Raw genomic sequence first — 19,292 nt, forward strand, 5'->3', positions numbered from 1 at the left:
GCCGGTGACGCTATCGCGATCCATTCTGCCCTGTCGCCCGGGCCCCACCCGGGACTGTCACTCATGGTAAGCATATGAGTACGCACAGTGGCTAGGGGTCTGCGGCGTCCAATTGGAAACTACCGGCGCCGGGTTGACGTACCCACGCGTCAGACGATCGAACCGTCCACATAGCACCAACGCCAGTTCTCGCCCGGCTCGAAGCTGCGCACCACCGGATGGGCCTCTTCCCTGGAGTGCGCGGACGCGTGCCGGTGCGGCGACGAGTCGCAGCACCCCACGTGCCCGCATCCCAGACACAGCCGCAGCTGTACGGGATCGCTGCCGACCGCCAGGCACTCCGGGCAGGTGTCGCTCAGCGGGCCCGGCTCGGGGTGCGGCAGCTCGGCGACGTGGGGGCACTCGTACATGATGGCCAGGTTACGACGTACGAGCCGAACGGGCGGGGCCGGAACCGATGGACGCATTGCCGCTGCTGGTCCTGATCGCGGGCAGTGCGGTGGTCGCCGGCGCGGCCCGAAGGACGCCCGTACCGGCGCCATTGCTGCTGGTCGCCGCGGGGCTCGCGGCGACGTACATCCCGGGCGTGCCGGACTACACCCTGAGCCCGGACATCGTGCTGCCGCTGCTGCTGCCGCCGCTCCTGTATACGGCCGCCGTGGACAGCTCGTACCTCGATCTGCGGGCGAACATCAGACCCGTCGCCTTCCTCTCGGTCGGCTATGTGCTGTTCGCGACCGTGATCGTCGGCTACTTCGCGTATCTGGTCGTTCCCGGGCTCACTCTCACTTCCGCGCTGGTCCTCGGTGCGGTCATCGCGCCGCCCGACGCGGTGGCCGCGACCGCCACCGCCCGTCGCGTCGGACTGCCCCCGCGTATCACCGCGATCCTCCAGGGCGAGTCCCTCGTGAACGACGCCACCGCCATCACCGCCTTCAAGGTCGCGCTGGCGGCCGCGGCCGGCGAGAGCATCGGCTGGGTCGGCGGCATCGCGGAGTTCGCGGTCGCGGCGGTCGGCGGGGTGGGAGTCGGACTGCTGCTGATGGTGCCGCTGCACTGGCTGCGTACGCACCTGAGAGAGCCACTCCTGCAGAACACCCTCTCCCTCCTCATCCCCTTCGTGGCGTACGCCGCGGCCGAGCACGTACACGCCTCCGGAGTGCTCGCGGTCGTGGTCGTAGCCCTCTACCTGGGACATCGCTCCTGGCAGGTGGACTTCGCGACCCGGATCCAGGAACACGCCGTATGGAAGATGGTGTCCTTCATCCTCGAATCGGTCGTGTTCGCGCTGATCGGGCTCCAGTTGCCGTACGTCCTGCGCGGACTCGGTCCCTATGGGGGCGGTCGGGCCCTCTGGTACGCCGCCGCTCTGTTCGTCGCGGTCGTGGTGGTGCGCTTCGTGTGGGTCTTCCCGGCGACGTATCTGCCGCGGATCCTGTCGCGGCGCATCCGCGAACGCGAGCCGGGCGTCAACTGGACCTCACCCGTGATCGTCGGGTGGGCCGGCATGCGCGGTGTCGTCTCCCTTGCCATCGCGTTCTCGATCCCGCTGACCGTGGAACACGGCGAACCGTTCCCCGCGCGGAACCTGGTCCTCTTCCTCACCTTTACGACTGTGATCACCACGCTGGTCGTCCAGGGGCTCACTCTCGCGCCGCTCATCCGCCTGCTGAAGCTGCCCAAGCGTGATGTGTACGCCGAGACGCTCGCCGAGGCGCAGGCGCAGAGCGAGGCTTCGTCGGCCGCACAGGCGCGGCTGGAGGAGCTGCTGGCCGATCCCCGCAACGCACTGCCGACGCCGCTCGCGGACCGGCTTCGGACCGTTCTGGAGAGGCGCCGCAACGCCGTGTGGGAACGGCTGGGTGCGGTGAACGAGGAGACCGGGGAATCGGCGGACGACACGTACCGGCGGCTCGCGGGGGAGATGATCGCCGCGGAACGGTCGGTCTTCGTGGAACTGCGGGACCAGAGGCGCATCGACGACGAGATGCTGCGCAGCCTGATGCGCAGGCTGGACCTGGAGGAGGCGGCGGCCTACCGGGCGGAGTCCGGCTGACCCGTGATGACGGCCGCGACGGTGGTGCCGGGCGCGAACGCGCCCTCGGTGGTGAGGGTGGTCAGCCCGTACAGCATCTTGGCGACGTAGAGCCGCTCCACGGGCAGCCCGTGCCGGTCCTCGAAGTCCGCGGCGAACGCTTCGAGTTCCGGGGTGGTACGGGCGTAACCGCCGCAGTGGAAGCGGTCGTCCAGGGTCCAGTCGCCGACGGGGCTGCCGAAGGCCGCGCCCTGGAGCGTGCGTATCTCCTCGCCGAGGAAGCCGCCCTTCAGCACCGGAAACCCGATGACGCGCTGCCCCGGCCCCAGCCCCGCCGCGAGCCCGGCGACGGTCCCGCCGGTCCCGCAGGCGACCCCGATGACGTCGGCGAGGCCGCGCAGCTCCCGCCCGAGTTGGATGCACCCCTGCACGGCGAGAGTGTTACTCCCACCCTCGGGAACGACGTAGGGATCCCCTGGAGGGGCTGAAAAATCAGCCCCTCCGGCGTTTGAGGAGCGGGGTCTGGGGCGGAGCTCCGGTTCGGGAAGGGGCGGGTCGGGGAAAAGGCTCCGCGCAGCGGCCGATACCAGCTCCGCCAGCACCTCCGGCTCCGCCTTCGCCCGATACGTCGCCCGGTCCACGAAGTGCAGCCGCATGCCGTCCGCCACGCAACGGGCGAGCGAGGGATTCAGGGGCCGCCCGGCCAGCTCGTCGCCCCGTACGACGCCGATGGTCGGGAAGCCCAGCAGCCGGCCGGCCGCGGCCGTCGCCCGCAGATGGTTCGAGTACGCGCCACCGAACGTCAGCACCGTCCGCCCCGCCGCCACCCGCAGATTCAGCTCCAGCTTGCGCCATTTGTTGCCCGGCAGGTCCGGGTGGATCAGATCGTCGCGCTTGAGCAGCAGCCGTACGCCGCGACGTGTGAAGCGCTCGTCCTCGGCCTGCCACAGCGGCGACGGCAGCCGCGGCCGCAGGCGGGAGAGGTCGAGCGCTTCGTGGGTCATGCACCCATTGTCGGCGCAGGCGTCAATTCAGACGCTCCTGGATGCGCCCACGCATCGCGTTCATCGAGAAGCCGCGGGGGTCTATCTTGCCCGGCTGCCATTCGAGGTGGCCGATCACGGAACGCGCGTTCCACCCGTGGTGCCGGCAGACCGCCGCCGCCGCCCGCTCGATCGCTTCGAGCTGCACCTCGGGCCACGGGTCCTCGCCGTTGCCGAGGTTCTCGCACTCGAAGCCGTAGAAGTGCCGGTTTCCGTCGGTGTTGGATTCGTTGTCGCGCGGCAGCGCCCTCTCGGCGATGACGGCGCGCAGTACGTCGTCGTCACCCAGCCCCGCGTGGTTGGCGCGGCCGTACCCGACCAGGTGGATGGAGCCGCTCTTGGCGATCACGCCGTGGCAGAGCGGACCGGGGAGTCCCGGATAGCCGTCGCGGCAGATACGGACGGTTTTGGAGGTGCCGGAGGTGACGGTGTGGTGAATCATCACGCCGTGCACTGGGCCCCAAGGCCCCTTGTGATTGCGGTTGTGCGTACGCCAGTCGCCGACCTGGACGACCTTGATGCCCTCGTCTCTCAGTACGTCGAGGAATCTGCTCGCGGACATGGGTGAGGCCATGACCGCCTCCTTAGGTGAGTCGCGCACCATCTCGTACCGCTGCTTGTACCCGAACTCCGCTGCCCCGACTACCTGTTCGGGCCCCGTGCGAGCCGATCCGGTCATCTTCCGCGCCGGCCCGTGGCCTTGCGCCCGTGCGACATGCCCCACCCACCGGTGATCTAGTCACACTCTTTTGTGTAATGGCGCCCCGACTCCTCTGCCTGAAAGGGTCTTTGACGCAAGGCAGCACATGATCGAGAGGGAGTCAGATGTCGGTCGAGGCAGGTTCCGGGATCCGCGAAGAGCAGGCACAACCGCAGCAGAGTCTCGGTACGGCCGCCGCGCGGAACTTGGCGACCACCACCAAGTCCGCACCGCAGATGCAGGAGATCACCTCACGGTGGCTGCTGCGGATGCTGCCGTGGGTCCAGGTCCAGGGCGGTACGTACCGGGTGAACCGCCGACTGAGTTACGCCGTGGGCGACGGGCGAGTGACGTTCGTACAGACCGGGGACCGCGTCCAGGTCATCCCGGGCGAGCTGTGCGAACTGCCCGCGCTGCGCACCTTCGACGACGAGGCGGTCCTCAGCGAGCTGGCGCAGCGCTGCGCACAGCGAGAGTACGCGGCCGGTGAAGTGCTGGCAACCGCCGGCGACGCTGCTGAAACGGTCTTTCTACTGGCGCACGGCCGGATCGAGAAGGTCGGCGACGGCCCGTACGACGACGAGGCGGTGCTCGGCGTCCTCGCCGACGGGGCGTACCTCGGCGACCAGGCCCTCGTCGAGGAGAACGGCACCTGGGGGTACACGGCCCGCGCGCAGACCGCGTGCACCGTACTGACCCTGTCGCGGCAGGACGTGCTGACGCTCGCCGACCGGGCGGAGTCGCTGCGCGACCACCTCACGCGGGTACGGTCGCTGCCCCGCCAGCGCACCAACAAATACGGCGAGGCGGCCATCGACCTGTCAGCGGGCCACGTCGGCGAAGCCGTCGTCCCGCACTCGTACGTCGACTACGACGCGGCGCCGCGCGAGTACGAACTGAGCGTCGCGCAGACCGTGCTGAAGGTCCACAGCCGGGTCGCGGACCTCTACAACCAGCCCATGAACCAGACCGAGCAGCAGTTGCGGCTCACCGTCGAGGCGCTGCGCGAGCGCCAGGAGGACGAGCTCATCAATCACCGTGAGTTCGGGCTTCTCAACAACTGCGACTACGGGCAGCGCATCCAGCCGCACGACGGCGTGCCGAGCCCGGACGACATGGACGAGCTGCTGTCGCGGCGGCGCGGCTCCAAGCTCTTCCTGGCCCACCCGCGTGCCATCGCCGCTTTCGGCCGCGAGTGCAACAAGCGCGGTCTGAACCCGGAGAGCATCGAGATCGGCGGCAACCGGGTGCCCACCTGGCGTGGTGTCCCCATCTTCCCGTGCAACAAGATCCCGGTGAGCGACGCCCGTACGACCTCGATCATCTGCATGCGTACGGGCGAGGCCGAGCAGGGCGTCGTCGGGCTCCATCAGAGCGGTATCCCGGACGAGATCGAGCCGAGCCTGTCGGTGCGCTTCATGGGCATCGACGAGCAGGCGATCATCCGGTACCTGGTCACGGCGTACTACTCGGCGGCGGTGCTGGTGCCGGACGCGCTCGGTGTCCTGGAGAACGTCGAGATCGGCAGGTGGGGCTGAGCTGCCGGGTATTCGCCAGGCGGGTCCGTCCCTCACGCCGGAGGGCACTGTGCAAGCACGATCCTGGAGGAAGTGACCGTGACCATGACCAGAGCGGAAGCGGCCGCCACCGAGGGACACGAGGCGGCGGACCTCCTCGAACGGACCCGCAGCGTCGTCACCCCTCAATTACGCACGGGCGTGGAGAGCCTGCCGGGGTCCATACGCCGGATCGCGATGTACCACTTCGGCTGGGAACAGGCCGACGGCACCCCGGCCGGGGGGGGCAGGCCGGCAAGGCGATCAGGCCCGCCCTCGTCCTGGCCGCCACCCAGGCGCTCGGCGGGGACCCGGGCCTGGCCGTACGGGCGGCGGCCGCCGTGGAACTCGCGCACAATTTCACCCTGCTCCACGACGACGTCATCGACGAGGATGCGACCCGCAGGAACCGGCCCACCGCCTGGGCGGTCTTCGGCGTACCGGACGCGATCGTCGCCGGGGACGCGATGTGCGCCCTCGCGCTGCGGCTGCTCGCCGAGGATCCGCACCCGGCGGCGGCCCGGGCGTCGGCGCGGCTCGCCGCCTGCATCATCGAGCTGTGCGCGGGACAGCAGGCCGACTGTGAATTCGAGCGGCGGGGGCCGCGGGAGGTGTCGCTGGACGAGTGCCTGACCATGGCCGAGGCCAAGACCGGAGCCCTGCTCGGGTGCGCGTGCGCGCTCGGCGCGCTCTACGCGGGCGCGGACGAGGAGGAGGTCGCGGCCATGGACGCCTTCGGGAGGGAGGCCGGCCTGGCCTTCCAGCTCATCGACGACCTGATCGGGATCTGGGGCGACCCTTCCCACACCGGCAAACCGGCGGGCGCCGACCTGGCCGCCCACAAGAAGTCCCTCCCGGTGGTGGCGGCGCTGAACTCGGACACCGAGGCCGCGGCCGAGCTCGCCGGCCTGTACGCGGGACCGCTCGACGGGGCCGCCGTGTGCCGCGCGGCCGACGCCGTCGACCGGGCGGGCGGCAGAGACTGGGCGCAGGGGCACGCGGCGGACCGGATGGCCCGGGCCGTGCACCATCTGTCGCGGGCGGTACCCGACCTGGGGGCCGCGGGGGACCTGCTCTCGCTCGCCGAGTTCGTCACCCGCAGAACACGCTGACCGGGGGGAGCTGATGACGGCGGGCGTCCGGGGGCAACCCCTGGGCGCCCGCCGCCCTCGCGGGCGCCAACTCTAGGATCGGTCAAGTCAGTTCGTATGGCAGAGCTGACAGACCTGACATGATCCTGAGGGAAGAGGCCGGAAACCGTGGGTGTGGAGATACGACAGGCGGGGGAGAGCGACCGCGAGGCGCTCGTACGGCTGCTGGACGCGGCCTTCATGGACGACCCGGTGAGCAGCTGGGTCTTCCCCGACCGCGCGCACCGCAGCCGCGTGCACGGCACATTCCTCGGCGTCTTCCTCGACGTGGCCCTGAGCGAGGGGCGGGTCGACGTAACCGAGGACGGATCGGCCACGGCCCTCTGGCTCCAGGTGCCGGCCGGGCTGCCGGAGGAGGAGGACGACACGCCCGCACGGATGAGGGAGACCGCCGATCCCGACAACGAACGCGCGGAACTCGTCGGCCGCTTGACGGGCGAGGCGCATCCGCACGACCGGGCTCATGAGTATCTGCTGCTCATAGCCGTCTCCCCGGACCGCCAGAGCCAGGGCCTCGGCACGGCGCTGATCCAGCCGGTCCTCGACCGCTGCGACCGCGACGGCGTACCGGCGTACCTGGAGGCGAGCAGCGAGCGCAGCAGCAAGCTGTACGAGCGGCTCGGGTTCGCTTTCACCGGCCGTACGGTCGACCTGCCCGACGGTCCCCACATGTGGCCCATGTGGCGCGAGCCGAGTCTCATGCCGGCGGCAGCGAACGGCTGACCGCCTTCTCGACCAGTGCGCCCGATGTCATACAGCAAGAAGCGGTGACCGAGGGGCTGTTCGGGGCATGCGCCCGAACGGGCTAAAGTCCGGCCCATGACAGGAGAGCCATGGGCCGGCTGGTACCGCGACCGCGAGGGTTCCGTCGCCGTCACCATCACGGCGGACGGGCAGCGGCTGCGCACCCGCATCAGGGGAGTCGACTTCGAGGGCGACAGCTTCGACGCGCTCGAACCGGTGGCCGGGCTGCCGTCCGAGGGCGAGGGGTTCGCACTGTCGGGCGGATCACTGTGCGACTGCGTACTTGAGTGGGACATTCCGATGCCGGTGTACGCCGACGGGCGGGTGCACCGGGCCACTCTGAGCTGCCTGCTCGCGCTGGGGAAGCCGCTCGCAGGGGGCGCGATCGATCGCGAACACCTCGCGCTGACGCTGCACTTCGACGGGGCGGCGTACGAGTCGGAGCGGGCGGAGCACGACTTCGAGCACGCGCTGACGGTGATTCAGCGGCGGCTGCCGGCCGGTGCGTATCTGCGGGCCTGCATCTCGTGTGCCTTCTCCGACTACCACCCGGCGGGTGGCGGGCTGTTCGGGAATCTTGCCTGCTTCCGGGGTGCGAAGGACGAGTACCGGGCGGCCGAGGGCAAGGGTGCGCTGCTTGGGCTGTGGGACGCGCGGTCCGGTTTCGTGCAGGAGACGTGGGCGTGCGCGGATTTCGAGCGCCGGCCGGGGGAGGGGCCGGGGACGGGCTACCGCGGCGCGTTTCCGTATGCACGGGAGGAGCCGGCGGAGCCGGTGGCCGCGAAGGCGGTGGGCTAGCCGGCCTCCCCCGGACGCCCTGCGGGCGAGTCCTCAATCGCCGGACGGGCTCCTATGGAGGCCCCTCCGGCGATTGAGGAGCGGGGTCAGGAGGCCGGTGCGAAGCCGTTCTGCCAGAGCTGGTTGACGCGGCTGCGTTCCCGCTGGTCCGGGGTGGCGTTCTGGCAGGAGGTGCCGGGGCCGCCGCCGGACATCAGCTCACTGCACGGGCCCGAGTAGTGGTCGGGCAGGCCCAGCACGTGGCCGGTCTCGTGCGAGGTGACGCGGGTCGAGTTGTACTGCTGGTTCTGGCGGTAGTCGAGGAAGATGTAGCCGCTGCCGTGGCCGTCGGTGCTGGCGTACGAGCCGCGGGGGTCATTGCCCTCCCGGTAGACGAAGTCCGGGTTCGAGCCTTCCTGGAGCTTCACGTTGGTGACGGAGCTGTTCCAGATCTGGGTGCTCCTGGCTATCTGGGTGCGGAAGGACGGTGCGTTCGCCGCGGAGTAGACGACGGTGACGGCCTGCGCGCCCGGGTTCGCGGCGCGCTTCTCGGCGACCGACTTCTTCACGGCGTCGAAGAAGGCCTTGTTGGCGGCGGCGTTCTCCTTGGACTTCTCGTACGAGACATGCGAGATGTGTGAGTTGTGCGGGGCGGAAGGTGCCGCTGTCGCGGGTGCGGCGCCGAGGGTCGCGGCGGCGAGGCCGAGGCCGACGGCGGTGGTGAGAAGCGTTCTGGGGTGTCGCATGGTCATGTGGGGGGCTCCTACTCGTTCCGTTCATGTCAAACGGTTGGGTAAGGAGAGTGTCCGGCGCGCGCACCGGCCGCGGATGATGTCAGCCGGCGATAGCGCGAGCGCATCACCTCGGCCAACTCGCCCTGAATCCAAGGTGATTCCTGCGCCTATGGCGTCTGGTGCTGCCCCGTGACCCGCCTTAGGGTCGGGGCATGGAGCTCGAGGTCAGGCACCTTCGTGCGTTGTGCGCCATCGCCGACACGGGCAGCCTGCACAAGGCCGCCCGTACGCTCGGAATGAGTCAGCCCTCGCTGACCACCCAGCTCCGCCGCATCGAGAACTCGCTGGGCGCCGAACTGTTCTCGCGCGAGCGAACCGGCTGTCGGCCGACGCCGCTGGGGCGTTCGGTGCTCAGCCGGGCGCGTCCGCTCGTGGAGCAGATGAGCGCGCTCGTGGCCGACACGAGAGCGGCCGCGGCCCGTTCCGCGGAAGGCCCGCAACTGCGTATCGGAGCGACCGCCAGCCGCGTCATCGGCGGGTGGCTGCGCAGGCTCCGTACGCGGCTGCCGGAGACCGACACCTCCCTCCATGTCGACGTATCGGCCCGTTCGTTGCTCCGGCTGCTCGCGGCCGGGCAGCTCGATGTCGCCTTCGTGCACGAGGTGGAGGGGTCCGCGCTGCCGGTGCCCGATGGGCTCGGACAACGCGTACTCGTTCAGCGGGAGCCGCAGTTCATCGCGATGTCACGGGACCATCCGGCGGCGGCCCGGTCCGTGGTCGAGCTGGCCGATCTGGCCACCGACCGGTGGATGATCGACCCTGCGGTGGACGGCGAATGGGACGGCGTGCAGCGCGTCTTCGCCGCCGTCGGCCTCAGTCCCCCCGTTCTGCGCGGGGATTACAACACCGCCGCGTCCCTGATCGTGATGGGCGAGGCCGTCGCCCCCTGCCAGCCGACGTCCGGGCCGCGCGACGACATGGCGATCCGGCCCCTGCGGGGCGACCCGCTCGCCGTACGGCTGCTGCTGGTGTCGCGGCCGGGGTTCACTGAGGCGGCAGCGGTGTACGCCGATCTGGAGGCGGCGTACCGTGACGCGGCGATGCGGGCACCCGGATACCGGCAGTGGCTGCTGCGCAACGAGAGCCCGCTGCTGGCGGGAAGCGCGGTGGCGTGACGCACGGGGTGCGCTTTACGCGCCTGTCCCGATGAGGCGCTTCGCCTCCTCGCGGGCATGCGCGACCGGGTCTTTGAAGATGCCGAGGCCGTGCGCGACGAGGGCCCCTTCGTGGAGCAGCATGAGCGTACGCCCGAGCTCGGCGGCGCCGCCCCGGCCCCGGTGCCCGTCGATGCCCCTCGCCAGGTCGGTGAAGAGCGCGAGCATCCACTTCTTCTGGCCCGTGATGATCGCGTACGCCGGATGGGACGGATCGCTGATCTCGGCGTGGGCGTTCACCATGCTGCACCCCCTGGAGCTGTTCTCCTCCATCCATGCCCGGGAAGCGTCGAATACGGCCAGGATCCGTGGAGCGGGTTCGCGTGCGGACTTCAGCCGCTCGGCGAGGAAGGCCCGCCAGCGCTCGTCGCGGGCGGCCAGGTACTCCACGACGATCTGTTCCTTGGAGCCGAAGCGGTCGTAGAGCGTCTTCTTCGTGACGCCCGCTTCGGCGGCGATCAGGTCGACCCCCACGGCATGGATACCGCGTTCGTAGAAGAGCCGCGAGGCGGCGTCCAGGGCGCGCTGCGCGCCGGGGGTCATGGTGATGCGGCGGGGCTCCGCGGTGTTGCTGCTCATGCGCATCAGTATACCGATCTGTATAGTCGTAGGGAGGTAGACCGATCTGTATACCTGATGGGAGGGGTGGCCCCTCATGAACGTCCTGCTCTCCGCCGCATTCGTACTGTGCTGGAGCTCCGGTTTCATCGGCGCGAAGCTCGGTGCGGGGAGCGCCGACGCGGTGACGATCCTGATGTGGCGCTTCCTGCCGCTCGCCCTCGTCCTGGCCGTCGTCGCCGCCACCCTCACCAGGGCCGCGTGGCGCGGGCTGACGGCTCGCGACCTGCTCCGCCAGGCGGCGATAGGGGCGCTCTCCCAGAGCGGCTACCTGCTCACCGTCTACTACGCGATCCAGCTCGGCGTTTCCAGCGGTACGACCGCCCTGATCGACGGCACCCAGCCGCTCGTCGCGGGAGCGCTCGCCGGTCCGCTCCTGCACCAGTACGTCTCGGCCCGGCAGTGGCTCGGGCTGTTCCTGGGCGTGGCCGGCGTCGCGACCGTCACGCTGGCCGACGCGGGGGCCGTCGACGGCGTCGTTCCGTGGGCGTACGCGATTCCGTTCCTCGGCATGCTCTCCCTCGTGGCGGCGACGTTCCTCGAAGGCCGTTCCCGTGCACCGGTCGCGCCCTCGGTCGCGATGACCGTCCACTGCGCCACCAGTGCCGTCGTATTCACCGCTCTCGCGGCGGCCTCCGGGGCGGCGCTGCCGCCCGCCGAACCGTCGTTCTGGCTCGCGATCAGCTGGCTCGTGGTGCTCGCCACCTTCGGCGGGTACGGCCTGTACTGACTCGTCCTGCGGCGTTCCGGGGTGACCGCGGTCAACACGCTCATGTTCCTGATGGCGCCGGTCACCGCGGTCTGGGGCGCCCTGATGTTCGGCGAGCCCTTCGGCCCGCAGACCGCCGCCGGTCTGGCGGTCTGCCTCGCCGCCGTAGCGATCGTCCGCAGCGATGGTGCCAATGGCCGTACCAAGGAATGCTCCCCGGCCGCGGTCCCTTGACCCTGTAGGTGGCGGTCGCCTCCGCCGTCCGACAGGGACGTACGACGCAGCAGCAAAGGACACCCTCCATGACCCCAGCAATCGCCGTCACCGGAGCGAGCGGCCGGATCGGTGGACGGGTCGCACGCCGTCTCGCCGGCGCCGGCGTCTCCCAGCTCCTCCTCGGCCGTGACCCCGCCCGCCTGCCGGACCTGCCCGGCGCGGTCAAGGCGCCGCCCGCGCCCTACGGCGACGCGCAGGCGATGCGCGCCGCCGTGGACGGTGCCGGAACGCTCTTCCTCGTCTCCGCACACGAGAACCCCGACCGGGTGCGCCGGCACAAGACGGCCGTGGACGCGGCCGACGCGGCCGGCGTCGAGCGGATCGTGTACGTGTCGCTGCTCGGCGCCGCGGCGGACGCGACGTTCACCTTCGCGCGCGACCACTGGCACACCGAGCAGTACATCCGTTCCACCGGCGTGCGCCACACCTTCCTGCGCGACAGCTTCTACCAGGCCGCGCTCCCCGCCATGACCGGCAAGGACGGCGTGATCCGCGGACCGGGCGGCGAGGGGCGCGTGTCGGCCGTCGCGCACGAGGACATCGCGGACGCGGCAGCCGCCGTACTCCTCGCCGAGCTTGAGGGCCTCGACAGTCACGACGGCGCCACGTACGACCTGACGGGCCCCCAGGCCCTGTCGTTCGCCGAGATCGCGGAGGAGCTGAGCCGGGCCACGGGCCGCGAGATCACCTACGTACGGGAGACGCCTGAGGAGGCATACGCCTCACGGGAGCGGTACAACGCCGAGCCGTGGGAGGTGCAGGGCTGGGTGACGTCGTACGAGGCCATCGCGAAAGGCGAGATGGAAACCGTCTCCGACGCCGTGCCCCGCCTCACCGGCCGCCCGGCGACCGCCTTCGCCGACTTCCTCCGCGAAAACCCGGACAGCTACCGCCACTTGGTCCGTTAGGGTCCGTGACCATGGCGACGCGGATGCGGGTGGACACGGCCGAGCGCAGGGCACGGCTGGCGTGGCGGCACCGGCTGGCCGTGGAGGCGAGGTCGGACGACCCGGTCGAGGTCGCGCGCGACCTGGTGGCCCTGCACGGCACCGACCCGTCGTCCGTCCATCTGGGCGCGCTGGTACGGATGCGGGCGGGCGGCATCGCGGACGTCGAACGCGCGCTGTACGAGGACCGCTCGCTGCTGCGGCTGCTCGGCATGCGCCGCACGGTGTTCGTCACCTCGCTCGACGTCGCCCCCGTCGTCCAGGCGGCGTGCTCGCGTGCGGTGGCCGTGCGCGAGCGCCGCAACCTGGCGGGGTTCCTGGCCCAGACGGGGGTCGCCGCCGACGCGGCCGGCATCGAGGAGTGGCTCGCCGGGGCCGAGCGGGCCGCGCTCGACGCACTGGAGGCCGGTGGCGAGATCACGGCGGCGGAACTGGCGGCCGCCGACCCCCGGCTGAGCACCGAGATCGTACTGTCCCGGGGAAAGTCCTACGAAGGCCGTCAGAAGGTCGCCAGCCGGCTGCTGCTCCTGCTCGCCGCCGAAGGGCTCGCGGTACGGGGCAGGCCGCGCGGATCGTGGACGTCCCACCAGTACCGCTGGTCACCGCTGACCCGGTGGTGTCCGGACGGCCTGGCCGAACTGGACACCCAGGAGGCCGAGACGGACCTGGCCAGGCGCTGGCTGCGCACGTTCGGTCCCGGTACGGCGGACGATCTTCGCTGGTGGACGGGCTGGACCAAGACGCAGGTCAAGCGCGCCCTGGCGGAACTCGGCACGGTCGAGGCCGACCTGGAGGGCGGCGGCACCGGGCTGCTGCTCCCCGACGACCTCGATCCGACGCCGGCCCCCGATCCGTGGGCCGCGCTGCTGCCCGCCCTGGACTCGACGCCGATGGGCTGGCACGAACGCGACTGGTACCTCGGCGACCACGCCTCCCGCCTCTTCGACCGCGCGGGCAACATCGGCCCCTCCGTGTGGTGGAACGGCCGGATCGTCGGCGGCTGGGCGCAGGACGCCACTGGTGAGATCGTCTGCCGCTACCTGGAGGAAGTGGGCCGGGACGCCGAGGCAGCGGTTCGCGCGGAGGCCGAGCGCCTTGCCCCGCTGCTGACGGGCGTACGCCTGACGGCGCGTACGCGGGGCAAGACGTGGCTGGAGGAGGAGCTGACCGGGACAGCCTGACTACGCTCGCGTCAGAGGGCCAGCTCGTAAGTGATCTCCTCGGTCTGGCACTCCACCACCATGTTCTGCAGCGCCGCCAGCTCGGTCTCGTCCACCGACAGCTTCCAACGCCCCTTCACCGCCGCCCACTCGGCGATGTACCGGCAGTCCGCACTGTCGTCGGACGGCTCCCACCGCGCCGGATCCCGGTCACCCTTCTTACGCTTCTCGGTGGCGCTCACGGCGGCGAGCACCCTCGGATCGGCCATGTCGTTCGCGTACCGCTCCCGCTCCTCATCGGTCCACGCCGAAGCACCGCTGCGCCACGCCTCGGCCAGCGGCACCAGGTGGTCGACGTGGAGGGACCCGGCGCCGTCGTGGTCCTTCTTGTCGTAGTACGAGTGCCAGGCGCCGCCCGTGATGGTGCACCACCGGTCGACGGCGGGCGGCGTGGTCGCCTCCGAGATGAGCACCTCTGCCTTCGTGCTGCAACCGTCCTGGTCCGGGTCGGTCCAGTGCTTGAACCTGCTGATGTTGTACCCAGCGCTGTCCTCGGCGGCGACGGGCAGATTCTCGATGGCTTTCTCGACCGTCGTAGTGACCGTGTCACCGGGCGCGGCGCCGGCGCCCGGGGCCGCCCCGACGACAACTTTGGTCGCGAAAAGGAGTGTTGACACCAGGAAGCTGAGCTTGCGCATACGGATCCCTCCATCTCGTACGGACGGACCAGTACTAGCGAGACCTGTCACCCGGACACGCCGCAGAGCCACCGGAGATCACCCGCAAGGGTCATTCGAGGCACCGAACCCTCGACGCGGCCACCAGATCCCATGCCCAGGGCCCTGGTGGAGGCTCTGCTCCTGCCCGGATAAACCGAAGACACGAGCGAACGGCGGGCGGCAGCATGTAGTCGTGATAGTGACGCAGCGGCATTTCCTGGCGGTAGCACCGCAGTACAGCCCGACTCGAGAGCTGCTCTCAGCGGCGGCCCGGCGCCGGGGGATGGACATTGAGGTGCTTCCCTTCCCCGGCCAGGCACGGGCCATGGGTCAGCAACGGCGGGGCGGCCACTACTACGGCGGACCCGTTTTCGCGGCCGGTGTCGCTGACGAACTCGGCGTAGCGCTCCTGGAGCCGGCCGACGAGTGGCTGTCCACCCTGCCCAGGGAGTTCACCGGCCGGGAGATCACCCTGGCGACCCTGGGCGCGGCGCGGCACCTGCCGCACCCCGCGTTCATCAAGCCGCCGAGCGACAAGAGCTTCCCGGCCGATGTGTACGCCGACGGCAGCGCCTTGCCCACAGGGCCGGAGCTTTCACCGGACCTGCCGGTGCAGATCAGCGAAGTGGTGAGCTGGGCAGCGGAGTTCCGCCTGTACATCCTGGACGGCGAGGTCCGGGCCGGCTCCCAGTACGCCACCTTCGGACGCCTCGACGCGGCCCCGTTGGAGGGACACTGCCACCAGGACGCGGTCCTGGAGTTCGCGGACCACCTGCTCGCCACCTGCGCCCGTACGCTCCCCAGCGCGGTGGTGGTCGACGTGGGACTCCTGGGCGGTGCCCCGCAGGCCTGGGCAGTGGTCGAGGCGAACATGGCCTGGTTCAGCAGCTGCTACGCCGCCGACCCCGACCGAGCCCTGGACGTAGTCCTCCGCGCCGCCGCCCCTCGGTCGGAACTGGCCGAGCGGGACCGGAGGTTCCGGCGAAACCGAAGGAGGCCGGCCGGATCACCGGCCGAGCCCCTTCGATCTGCGCTCTGACCTACCCGCAAGGTTTTCCCTCCTTCTTGGAGATGGAATCACTACTGAGAAAGGCTGCGCGACTTACATGGACAGAGGACGGGAGTCCCGTTGGGAAAAAGACGCCGCCACGGTCGAGATCATGTACGCGCTAGTAAGCGGTGGAGTCCTGGCGCTCCTCGTCTTCGGTGCGATCGTGACACCAGCACTCATGTGGAATCTCCCGCGCTCCGTATCGCTAACCCTTCTCACTACGGGCGGATGCCTCGGAGCCCTGGCGGGCATTGTGCGCATCGTGAATGTATTGCGTGAGCACGGCAGGCAGCGCAGAGCAGGTCGCTAATTCACTTCGCAGCACGAGCTGATCCACAATTGCCGCAGTTCACCGTCACCGCTGCGGACCGGAGGGGCTCGGAGCGGGAAGCTTTGGGGGGCGGCGGAACGAACCGGGCGGCTCTGAGAGTCAGCGCCTGTCGGATCGTGGCGCTTGGGGCTTGCGGTGCTTGCGGGTCCTGGGCCGAGAGGGCTGGGCGCCGTCCCAGGAACGGGGGAGGTGGTGCCCGCAGTGTCCGGGTGGAGGATGCGCTGTGCTTCTGCCAGGTTCGACGCGATGGTGTGCAGCCCCCAGGCGTGGCCATTCCATCTCTCGATGCTGCACCTCCGTGAGGCTTTCGCCCACGCCGCCCTACGCGACGCGCGGTCCTGTCACCAGGCCGTGGACCTCACCGCGGCCATCGACTCCCCACGTGTGAGTGGCCACGTCCAGGAGCTGCACCGCCAGATGCTGCCGTACGCCCGCGAGGCTCCGGTCCTGGCTTTCGAGCAGCGCATGCGCGACGCTCTCGGCTGACCGTTACGCGCCGCTGGTCGCCTCATCCAGGAGCAGGTACAGCAGGCCGACCAGGCTGCCACTGCTGACGACCTCACGGCGGTCGATCATGCCCCGGATCTCGGAGATCGGGACCCACTCGATCCGGTCGGACTCGTTGAGCTCGGTCGGCGGACCGGCGTACGAAGCCGCGTCCGCACGGAAGACGAAGTGCTCAGAGTCGGTGATTCCGTTCGCGGGCTGGGCGTACACAAGCGGCTTGACGCCCTTCACCCTCCACCCGGTCTCCTCCTCGACCTCGCGGGCGGCGGCCTGTTCGGGGGTCTCGTCGGCCTCGATGAGGCCCATCGGGAGTTCCCAGCCCCAGGTGTCGGTGATGAACCGGTGTCGCCACATCATCAGTACGCGCTTCTGGTCGTCGACCACGGCGGCCACGGCCAGGTGCCGCATCCGTACTACATGGTGCTCCCATCGCCGCCCGTCCGGCTGCTGGACGTCCACGAGCCACAGGTTCACCCACGGGTTGGTGTAGATCTGCCGCTCGCCATGGACGGTCCATCAACCGTGACCCTGGAAAGGCGGAACGGCCCGGCCATTTCAGATGGCCGGGCCGTTCCGTTTGTCGGTTGACCTGCAGCGCAGCCCATGGCCGCGTCAGGCGCCGATCAAGCCTTCTTGGTCTCCCAGAAGATCTTGTCGATCTGGGCGATGTAGTCCAGCGCCTTCTGGCCCGACGCGGGGTCCGTCGAAGCCTTCGCGGCGCTCAGCGCCTTGAGGGCGTCGTTGACGAGCTGGTGCAGCTCCGGGTACTTCTCGAAGTGCGGGGGCTTGAAGTAGTCGCTCCAGAGCACCGAAACGTGGTGCTTGGCGAGCTCCGCGCGCTGCTCCTTGATGACCGTGGCGCGCGCCTGGAAGTGCGCGTCGTCGTTGGCCTGCATCTTCTCCTGGACGGCCTTGACCGACTCGGCCTCGATACGGGCCTGGGCCGGGTCGTACACGCCGCAGGGCAGGTCGCAGTGTGCGCTGACCTTCACCTTGGGGGCAAACAGGCGGGAGAGCATGTAAGAGCTTCCTTCCTCGTGATCGTCTTCTCAGGTGGGACATTACTCCGTGAGATACGTGTTTTCGCGGGTGCCCCCATGGGCTTAGGTCAAAAGTCCAGGGTCAGTATGGGACTGGTGGAGGATCGGACCGGGAGGTACCGGATGGTGGATCAAGGGCGCGAGCCGACAGCGATGTTCGGGGTCGCCGAGGTGACGGGTCTTTCCATGGTGCCGACGCTGCTGCACCGCGATCAGCTGCTCGTGCATTACGGGGCCGAGCTGCGGGCGGGGGATGTGGCTGTGTTGCGGCATCCCCTGCAGCAGGATCTGCTCATCGTCAAGCGGCTGGTGGAGCTGGGGGACGGTGGGTGGTGGGTGCTCGGTGACAATCCGGACGCCGAAGTCGTGGACAGCCGGGCCTTCGGGGCGGTGCCGGCCGAGCTCGTACTGGGGCGGGTTCGGGCGCGGTACCGGCCGATTCGGGCCGGGCGTCAGCGTTCGGCCGGGGTGGTGCTGGCCTGGCTGGTTTCCGCCGTACGGCCCGTGCTCGCCGACCGTTCCGTTTCCAGGCGCTTGCGCGCCCGGTAGGCGGCGACGTTGGCGCGGGTGGCGCAGCGGTCGGAGCAGTAGCGGCGCGAGCGGTTGGTGGACGTGTCCAGGTAGGCGTTGCGGCACGGGGCTGCCTGGCACAGGCCAAGGCGGTCCGCGCCGTGCTCGGTGAGGTGGAAGGCCAGGCCCATCGAGGCGATGGCGGCGTAGCCGGCCGTGGCGTTGGACGGGTGGTCGGCCAGGTGCATGTGCCAGTCCGGGCGGCCGTCCTCCTTGCGTGTCTCGTGGCCGGAGATCTGCGGGCTGACCGGGAACTCCATCAGCAGCGAGTTCAGCAGGTCGACGGCGAGGGTCTCGTCGCCCCCGTCCGCCGCCTCGAAGATCGCGCGCAGGCGGGCCCGTACGGAACGGAAACGCGTGACGTCCGCGTCTGTGGCACGGCGGGCAGCCGACGCGTTGATGCCGAACAGGGACCTGACCGCTTCCACCGACGTGAGGGTGTCCTTGTTGCGGGCCGGCTCCTCGCTGTTGACCAGGCGCACGGCATAGTCAGAGTAATAGGCCAGTTCCACTTATAGTCCTTACGGGGGCGGGTCTAAAGTCTGCGTAATAGCTGGTTTTGCTTCGAGGGTATTACGGAATGCGGCGGAGGAGTTCTGATGGCGGAGACGGACATGGGGACGACGACCGGGACGGACTGGGCGGCCTGGCAGGAGAGCTGGGACCGGCAGCAGGAGTGGTACATGCCCGACCGCGAGGAGCGGTTCCGGGTCATGCTGGACATGGTCGAGGCGCTGGTCGGCCCCGAGCCGCGGGTGCTGGATCTCGCGTGCGGTACGGGAAGTATTACGGACCGGCTGCTCAAGCGGTTCCCGAAGGCCACCAGTACGGGCGTCGACCTCGACCCGGCGCTGCTCGCCATCGCGCGGGGGTACTTCGACGGGGACGAGCGGGTCACCTTCGTCACGGCCGATCTGAAGGACCCGCAGTGGACCCGTGCGCTCCCCCACGAGTCGTACGACGTCGTCCTCACCGCCACCGCGCTGCACTGGCTGCGCAATGACGCACTCACCACCCTGTATGGGCAGCTCGGCGGCCTCGTGCGCGCCGACGGCGTCTTCATGAACGCCGACCACATGAAGGACGAGGGCACCCCGCGCATCAACGCGGCCGAACGCGCCCACCGGCACGCCCACATGGACCGCGCCAGGGCCGCGGGCGCGCTCGACTGGGCCGACTGGTGGGCGCTGGCCGCCAAGGACCCCGTACTCGCCGGGCCGACCGCCAGGCGGTACGAGATCTACGGCGAGCACGCGGACGGCGAGACGCCGAGCGCCGAGTGGCACGCGCGGACGCTGCGCGAGGCCGGCGGGTTCGGTGAGGCGCGGGCGGTGTGGCGCTCGCCTTCGGACGCGCTGGTGCTGGCGCTGAAATAGTTGACCAATGGATAAATATAGAAGTGGCGCCGCC

General features: G+C 69.9%; 22 protein-coding genes and 2 pseudogenes. 14 read left to right on the forward strand and 10 right to left on the reverse strand.

The annotated features are described in order from the left end of the window. Positions 1-149: 149 nt before the first annotated feature. Positions 150-410, reverse strand: coding sequence for a UBP-type zinc finger domain-containing protein (locus tag J7E96_RS12695; protein ID WP_215130579.1), 261 nt, complete (start codon positions 408-410; stop codon positions 150-152). Positions 411-457: 47 nt separating this feature from the next. Here J7E96_RS12695 and J7E96_RS12700 point away from each other — a divergent pair, with 47 nt between their 5' ends. Next, positions 458-2,056, forward strand: a complete 1,599-nt coding sequence (locus J7E96_RS12700; protein WP_215130581.1) for a Na+/H+ antiporter — start codon at positions 458-460, stop codon at positions 2,054-2,056. On the opposite strand, the gene J7E96_RS12705 is transcribed toward J7E96_RS12700, so the two are convergent. Together J7E96_RS12705 and J7E96_RS12710 are read right to left on the reverse strand one after the other, a co-directional pair. After that, the gene (locus tag J7E96_RS12705; RefSeq protein WP_215130583.1) at positions 2,035-3,039 is read right to left on the reverse strand and encodes a 1-aminocyclopropane-1-carboxylate deaminase/D-cysteine desulfhydrase; all 1,005 of its coding nucleotides are present in this window, start codon (positions 3,037-3,039) and stop codon (positions 2,035-2,037) included. The two genes, J7E96_RS12700 and J7E96_RS12705, sit on opposite strands and share 22 nt — an antisense overlap. 22 nt (positions 3,040-3,061) lie before the next feature. Further along, positions 3,062-3,652, reverse strand: a complete 591-nt coding sequence (locus J7E96_RS12710) for an N-acetylmuramoyl-L-alanine amidase (protein WP_215130586.1) — start codon at positions 3,650-3,652, stop codon at positions 3,062-3,064. A 251-nt stretch (positions 3,653-3,903) separates the two neighbouring features. Here J7E96_RS12710 and J7E96_RS12715 point away from each other — a divergent pair, with 251 nt between their 5' ends. From J7E96_RS12715 to J7E96_RS12730, 4 genes and pseudogenes are all read left to right on the forward strand, one after another. Further along, on the forward strand, positions 3,904-5,316 hold the full coding sequence (locus J7E96_RS12715) for a family 2B encapsulin nanocompartment shell protein (RefSeq protein WP_215130588.1): 1,413 nt from the start codon (positions 3,904-3,906) through the stop codon (positions 5,314-5,316). Positions 5,317-5,400: 84 nt separating this feature from the next. Further along, positions 5,401-6,446: pseudogene (locus tag J7E96_RS12720) on the forward strand (family 2 encapsulin nanocompartment cargo protein polyprenyl transferase). A 147-nt stretch (positions 6,447-6,593) separates the two neighbouring features. Continuing rightward, on the forward strand, positions 6,594-7,208 hold the full coding sequence (locus J7E96_RS12725; protein ID WP_215130589.1) for an N-acetyltransferase: 615 nt from the start codon (positions 6,594-6,596) through the stop codon (positions 7,206-7,208). A 96-nt stretch (positions 7,209-7,304) separates the two neighbouring features. Continuing rightward, positions 7,305-8,027 (forward strand): DUF6304 family protein, encoded by a 723-nt coding sequence (locus J7E96_RS12730; RefSeq protein WP_215130591.1) that lies wholly within the window; start codon positions 7,305-7,307, stop codon positions 8,025-8,027. 86 nt (positions 8,028-8,113) lie between these two features. On the opposite strand, the gene snpA is transcribed toward J7E96_RS12730, so the two are convergent. Further along, complete coding sequence (gene snpA, locus J7E96_RS12735; protein WP_215130647.1) at positions 8,114-8,752, reverse strand: snapalysin; 639 nt, start codon at positions 8,750-8,752, stop codon at positions 8,114-8,116. A 200-nt stretch (positions 8,753-8,952) separates the two neighbouring features. On the opposite strand from snpA, the gene J7E96_RS12740 reads away from it, so the two are divergent. Continuing rightward, positions 8,953-9,915 carry a LysR family transcriptional regulator gene (locus J7E96_RS12740; protein ID WP_215130593.1) on the forward strand — a complete coding sequence of 321 codons (963 nt, stop codon included), beginning with the start codon at positions 8,953-8,955 and terminating at the stop codon, positions 9,913-9,915. A gap of 15 nt (positions 9,916-9,930) precedes the next feature. Here the strand turns inward: J7E96_RS12740 and J7E96_RS12745 are convergent, their stop codons facing one another. Continuing rightward, positions 9,931-10,533 carry a TetR/AcrR family transcriptional regulator gene (locus tag J7E96_RS12745; RefSeq protein WP_374196659.1) on the reverse strand — a complete coding sequence of 201 codons (603 nt, stop codon included), beginning with the start codon at positions 10,531-10,533 and terminating at the stop codon, positions 9,931-9,933. Positions 10,534-10,609: 76 nt separating this feature from the next. Here J7E96_RS12745 and J7E96_RS12750 point away from each other — a divergent pair. From J7E96_RS12750 to J7E96_RS12760, 3 genes and pseudogenes are all read left to right on the forward strand, one after another. Continuing rightward, positions 10,610-11,515 (forward strand): annotated as a pseudogene (locus J7E96_RS12750) (DMT family transporter). A 68-nt stretch (positions 11,516-11,583) separates the two neighbouring features. Continuing rightward, positions 11,584-12,465, forward strand: a complete 882-nt coding sequence (locus tag J7E96_RS12755; protein WP_215130595.1) for an NAD(P)H-binding protein — start codon at positions 11,584-11,586, stop codon at positions 12,463-12,465. A gap of 11 nt (positions 12,466-12,476) precedes the next feature. Beyond that, complete coding sequence (locus tag J7E96_RS12760; RefSeq protein ID WP_215130597.1) at positions 12,477-13,685, forward strand: winged helix DNA-binding domain-containing protein; 1,209 nt, start codon at positions 12,477-12,479, stop codon at positions 13,683-13,685. An 11-nt stretch (positions 13,686-13,696) separates the two neighbouring features. On the opposite strand, the gene J7E96_RS12765 is transcribed toward J7E96_RS12760, so the two are convergent. Continuing rightward, positions 13,697-14,362, reverse strand: a complete 666-nt coding sequence (locus J7E96_RS12765) for an HNH endonuclease family protein (RefSeq protein WP_215130599.1) — start codon at positions 14,360-14,362, stop codon at positions 13,697-13,699. Positions 14,363-14,579: 217 nt separating this feature from the next. On the opposite strand from J7E96_RS12765, the gene J7E96_RS12770 reads away from it, so the two are divergent. Then, complete coding sequence (locus J7E96_RS12770; protein ID WP_308295921.1) at positions 14,580-15,422, forward strand: ATP-grasp domain-containing protein; 843 nt, start codon at positions 14,580-14,582, stop codon at positions 15,420-15,422. A gap of 121 nt (positions 15,423-15,543) precedes the next feature. Then, on the forward strand, positions 15,544-15,744 hold the full coding sequence (locus J7E96_RS37265) for a DUF6332 family protein (protein ID WP_251069775.1): 201 nt from the start codon (positions 15,544-15,546) through the stop codon (positions 15,742-15,744). On the opposite strand, the gene J7E96_RS37270 is transcribed toward J7E96_RS37265, so the two are convergent. Further along, the gene (locus J7E96_RS37270) at positions 15,741-16,052 is read right to left on the reverse strand and encodes a DUF6087 family protein (protein ID WP_308295922.1); all 312 of its coding nucleotides are present in this window, start codon (positions 16,050-16,052) and stop codon (positions 15,741-15,743) included. The two genes, J7E96_RS37265 and J7E96_RS37270, sit on opposite strands and share 4 nt — an antisense overlap. On the opposite strand from J7E96_RS37270, the gene J7E96_RS12775 reads away from it, so the two are divergent. Continuing rightward, the gene (locus J7E96_RS12775) at positions 16,051-16,251 is read left to right on the forward strand and encodes a hypothetical protein (protein WP_251069776.1); all 201 of its coding nucleotides are present in this window, start codon (positions 16,051-16,053) and stop codon (positions 16,249-16,251) included. The genes J7E96_RS37270 and J7E96_RS12775 overlap by 2 nt on opposite strands. Positions 16,252-16,254: 3 nt before the next feature. Here the strand turns inward: J7E96_RS12775 and J7E96_RS12780 are convergent, their stop codons facing one another. Together J7E96_RS12780 and sodN are read right to left on the reverse strand one after the other, a co-directional pair. Then, complete coding sequence (locus J7E96_RS12780; RefSeq protein WP_308295918.1) at positions 16,255-16,746, reverse strand: NUDIX hydrolase; 492 nt, start codon at positions 16,744-16,746, stop codon at positions 16,255-16,257. Between the two features lie 149 nt (positions 16,747-16,895). Next, positions 16,896-17,291 carry a superoxide dismutase, Ni gene (gene sodN / locus J7E96_RS12785; protein ID WP_215130601.1) on the reverse strand — a complete coding sequence of 132 codons (396 nt, stop codon included), beginning with the start codon at positions 17,289-17,291 and terminating at the stop codon, positions 16,896-16,898. A gap of 144 nt (positions 17,292-17,435) precedes the next feature. Between sodN and sodX the strand changes: the two genes are divergently transcribed. Continuing rightward, positions 17,436-17,861 (forward strand): nickel-type superoxide dismutase maturation protease, encoded by a 426-nt coding sequence (gene sodX / locus J7E96_RS12790; protein WP_215130603.1) that lies wholly within the window; start codon positions 17,436-17,438, stop codon positions 17,859-17,861. Here the strand turns inward: sodX and J7E96_RS12795 are convergent. Continuing rightward, positions 17,765-18,394, reverse strand: a complete 630-nt coding sequence (locus J7E96_RS12795) for an ABATE domain-containing protein (protein ID WP_215130606.1) — start codon at positions 18,392-18,394, stop codon at positions 17,765-17,767. The two genes, sodX and J7E96_RS12795, sit on opposite strands and share 97 nt — an antisense overlap. 87 nt (positions 18,395-18,481) lie before the next feature. Here J7E96_RS12795 and J7E96_RS12800 point away from each other — a divergent pair, with 87 nt between their 5' ends. Further along, on the forward strand, positions 18,482-19,258 hold the full coding sequence (locus J7E96_RS12800; RefSeq protein WP_215130608.1) for a trans-aconitate 2-methyltransferase: 777 nt from the start codon (positions 18,482-18,484) through the stop codon (positions 19,256-19,258). Positions 19,259-19,292: the final 34 nt, after the last annotated feature.

It is taken from the genome of Streptomyces sp. ISL-96, assembly GCF_018614035.1.
GTDB lineage: Bacteria > Actinomycetota > Actinomycetes > Streptomycetales > Streptomycetaceae > Streptomyces.

Bases quoted from the DNA above. Each gene is read 5' to 3' on its own strand.
- J7E96_RS12695 (WP_215130579.1), bottom strand. From the start codon at position 410: ATGTACGAGTGCCCCCACGTCGCCGAGCTGCCGCACCCCGAGCCGGGC.
- J7E96_RS12700 (WP_215130581.1), top strand. From the start codon at position 458: ATGGACGCATTGCCGCTGCTGGTCCTGATCGCGGGCAGTGCGGTGGTC.
- J7E96_RS12705 (WP_215130583.1), bottom strand. From the start codon at position 3,039: ATGACCCACGAAGCGCTCGACCTCTCCCGCCTGCGGCCGCGGCTGCCG.
- J7E96_RS12710 (WP_215130586.1), bottom strand. From the start codon at position 3,652: ATGGCCTCACCCATGTCCGCGAGCAGATTCCTCGACGTACTGAGAGAC.
- J7E96_RS12715 (WP_215130588.1), top strand. From the start codon at position 3,904: ATGTCGGTCGAGGCAGGTTCCGGGATCCGCGAAGAGCAGGCACAACCG.
- J7E96_RS12730 (WP_215130591.1), top strand. From the start codon at position 7,305: ATGACAGGAGAGCCATGGGCCGGCTGGTACCGCGACCGCGAGGGTTCC.
- snpA (WP_215130647.1), bottom strand. From the start codon at position 8,752: ATGCGACACCCCAGAACGCTTCTCACCACCGCCGTCGGCCTCGGCCTC.
- J7E96_RS12740 (WP_215130593.1), top strand. From the start codon at position 8,953: ATGGAGCTCGAGGTCAGGCACCTTCGTGCGTTGTGCGCCATCGCCGAC.
- J7E96_RS12745 (WP_374196659.1), bottom strand. From the start codon at position 10,533: ATGAGCAGCAACACCGCGGAGCCCCGCCGCATCACCATGACCCCCGGC.
- J7E96_RS12755 (WP_215130595.1), top strand. From the start codon at position 11,584: ATGACCCCAGCAATCGCCGTCACCGGAGCGAGCGGCCGGATCGGTGGA.
- J7E96_RS12760 (WP_215130597.1), top strand. From the start codon at position 12,477: ATGGCGACGCGGATGCGGGTGGACACGGCCGAGCGCAGGGCACGGCTG.
- J7E96_RS12765 (WP_215130599.1), bottom strand. From the start codon at position 14,362: ATGCGCAAGCTCAGCTTCCTGGTGTCAACACTCCTTTTCGCGACCAAA.
- J7E96_RS37265 (WP_251069775.1), top strand. From the start codon at position 15,544: ATGTACGCGCTAGTAAGCGGTGGAGTCCTGGCGCTCCTCGTCTTCGGT.
- J7E96_RS12775 (WP_251069776.1), top strand. From the start codon at position 16,051: ATGCTGCACCTCCGTGAGGCTTTCGCCCACGCCGCCCTACGCGACGCG.
- sodN (WP_215130601.1), bottom strand. From the start codon at position 17,291: ATGCTCTCCCGCCTGTTTGCCCCCAAGGTGAAGGTCAGCGCACACTGC.
- sodX (WP_215130603.1), top strand. From the start codon at position 17,436: ATGGTGGATCAAGGGCGCGAGCCGACAGCGATGTTCGGGGTCGCCGAG.
- J7E96_RS12800 (WP_215130608.1), top strand. From the start codon at position 18,482: ATGGCGGAGACGGACATGGGGACGACGACCGGGACGGACTGGGCGGCC.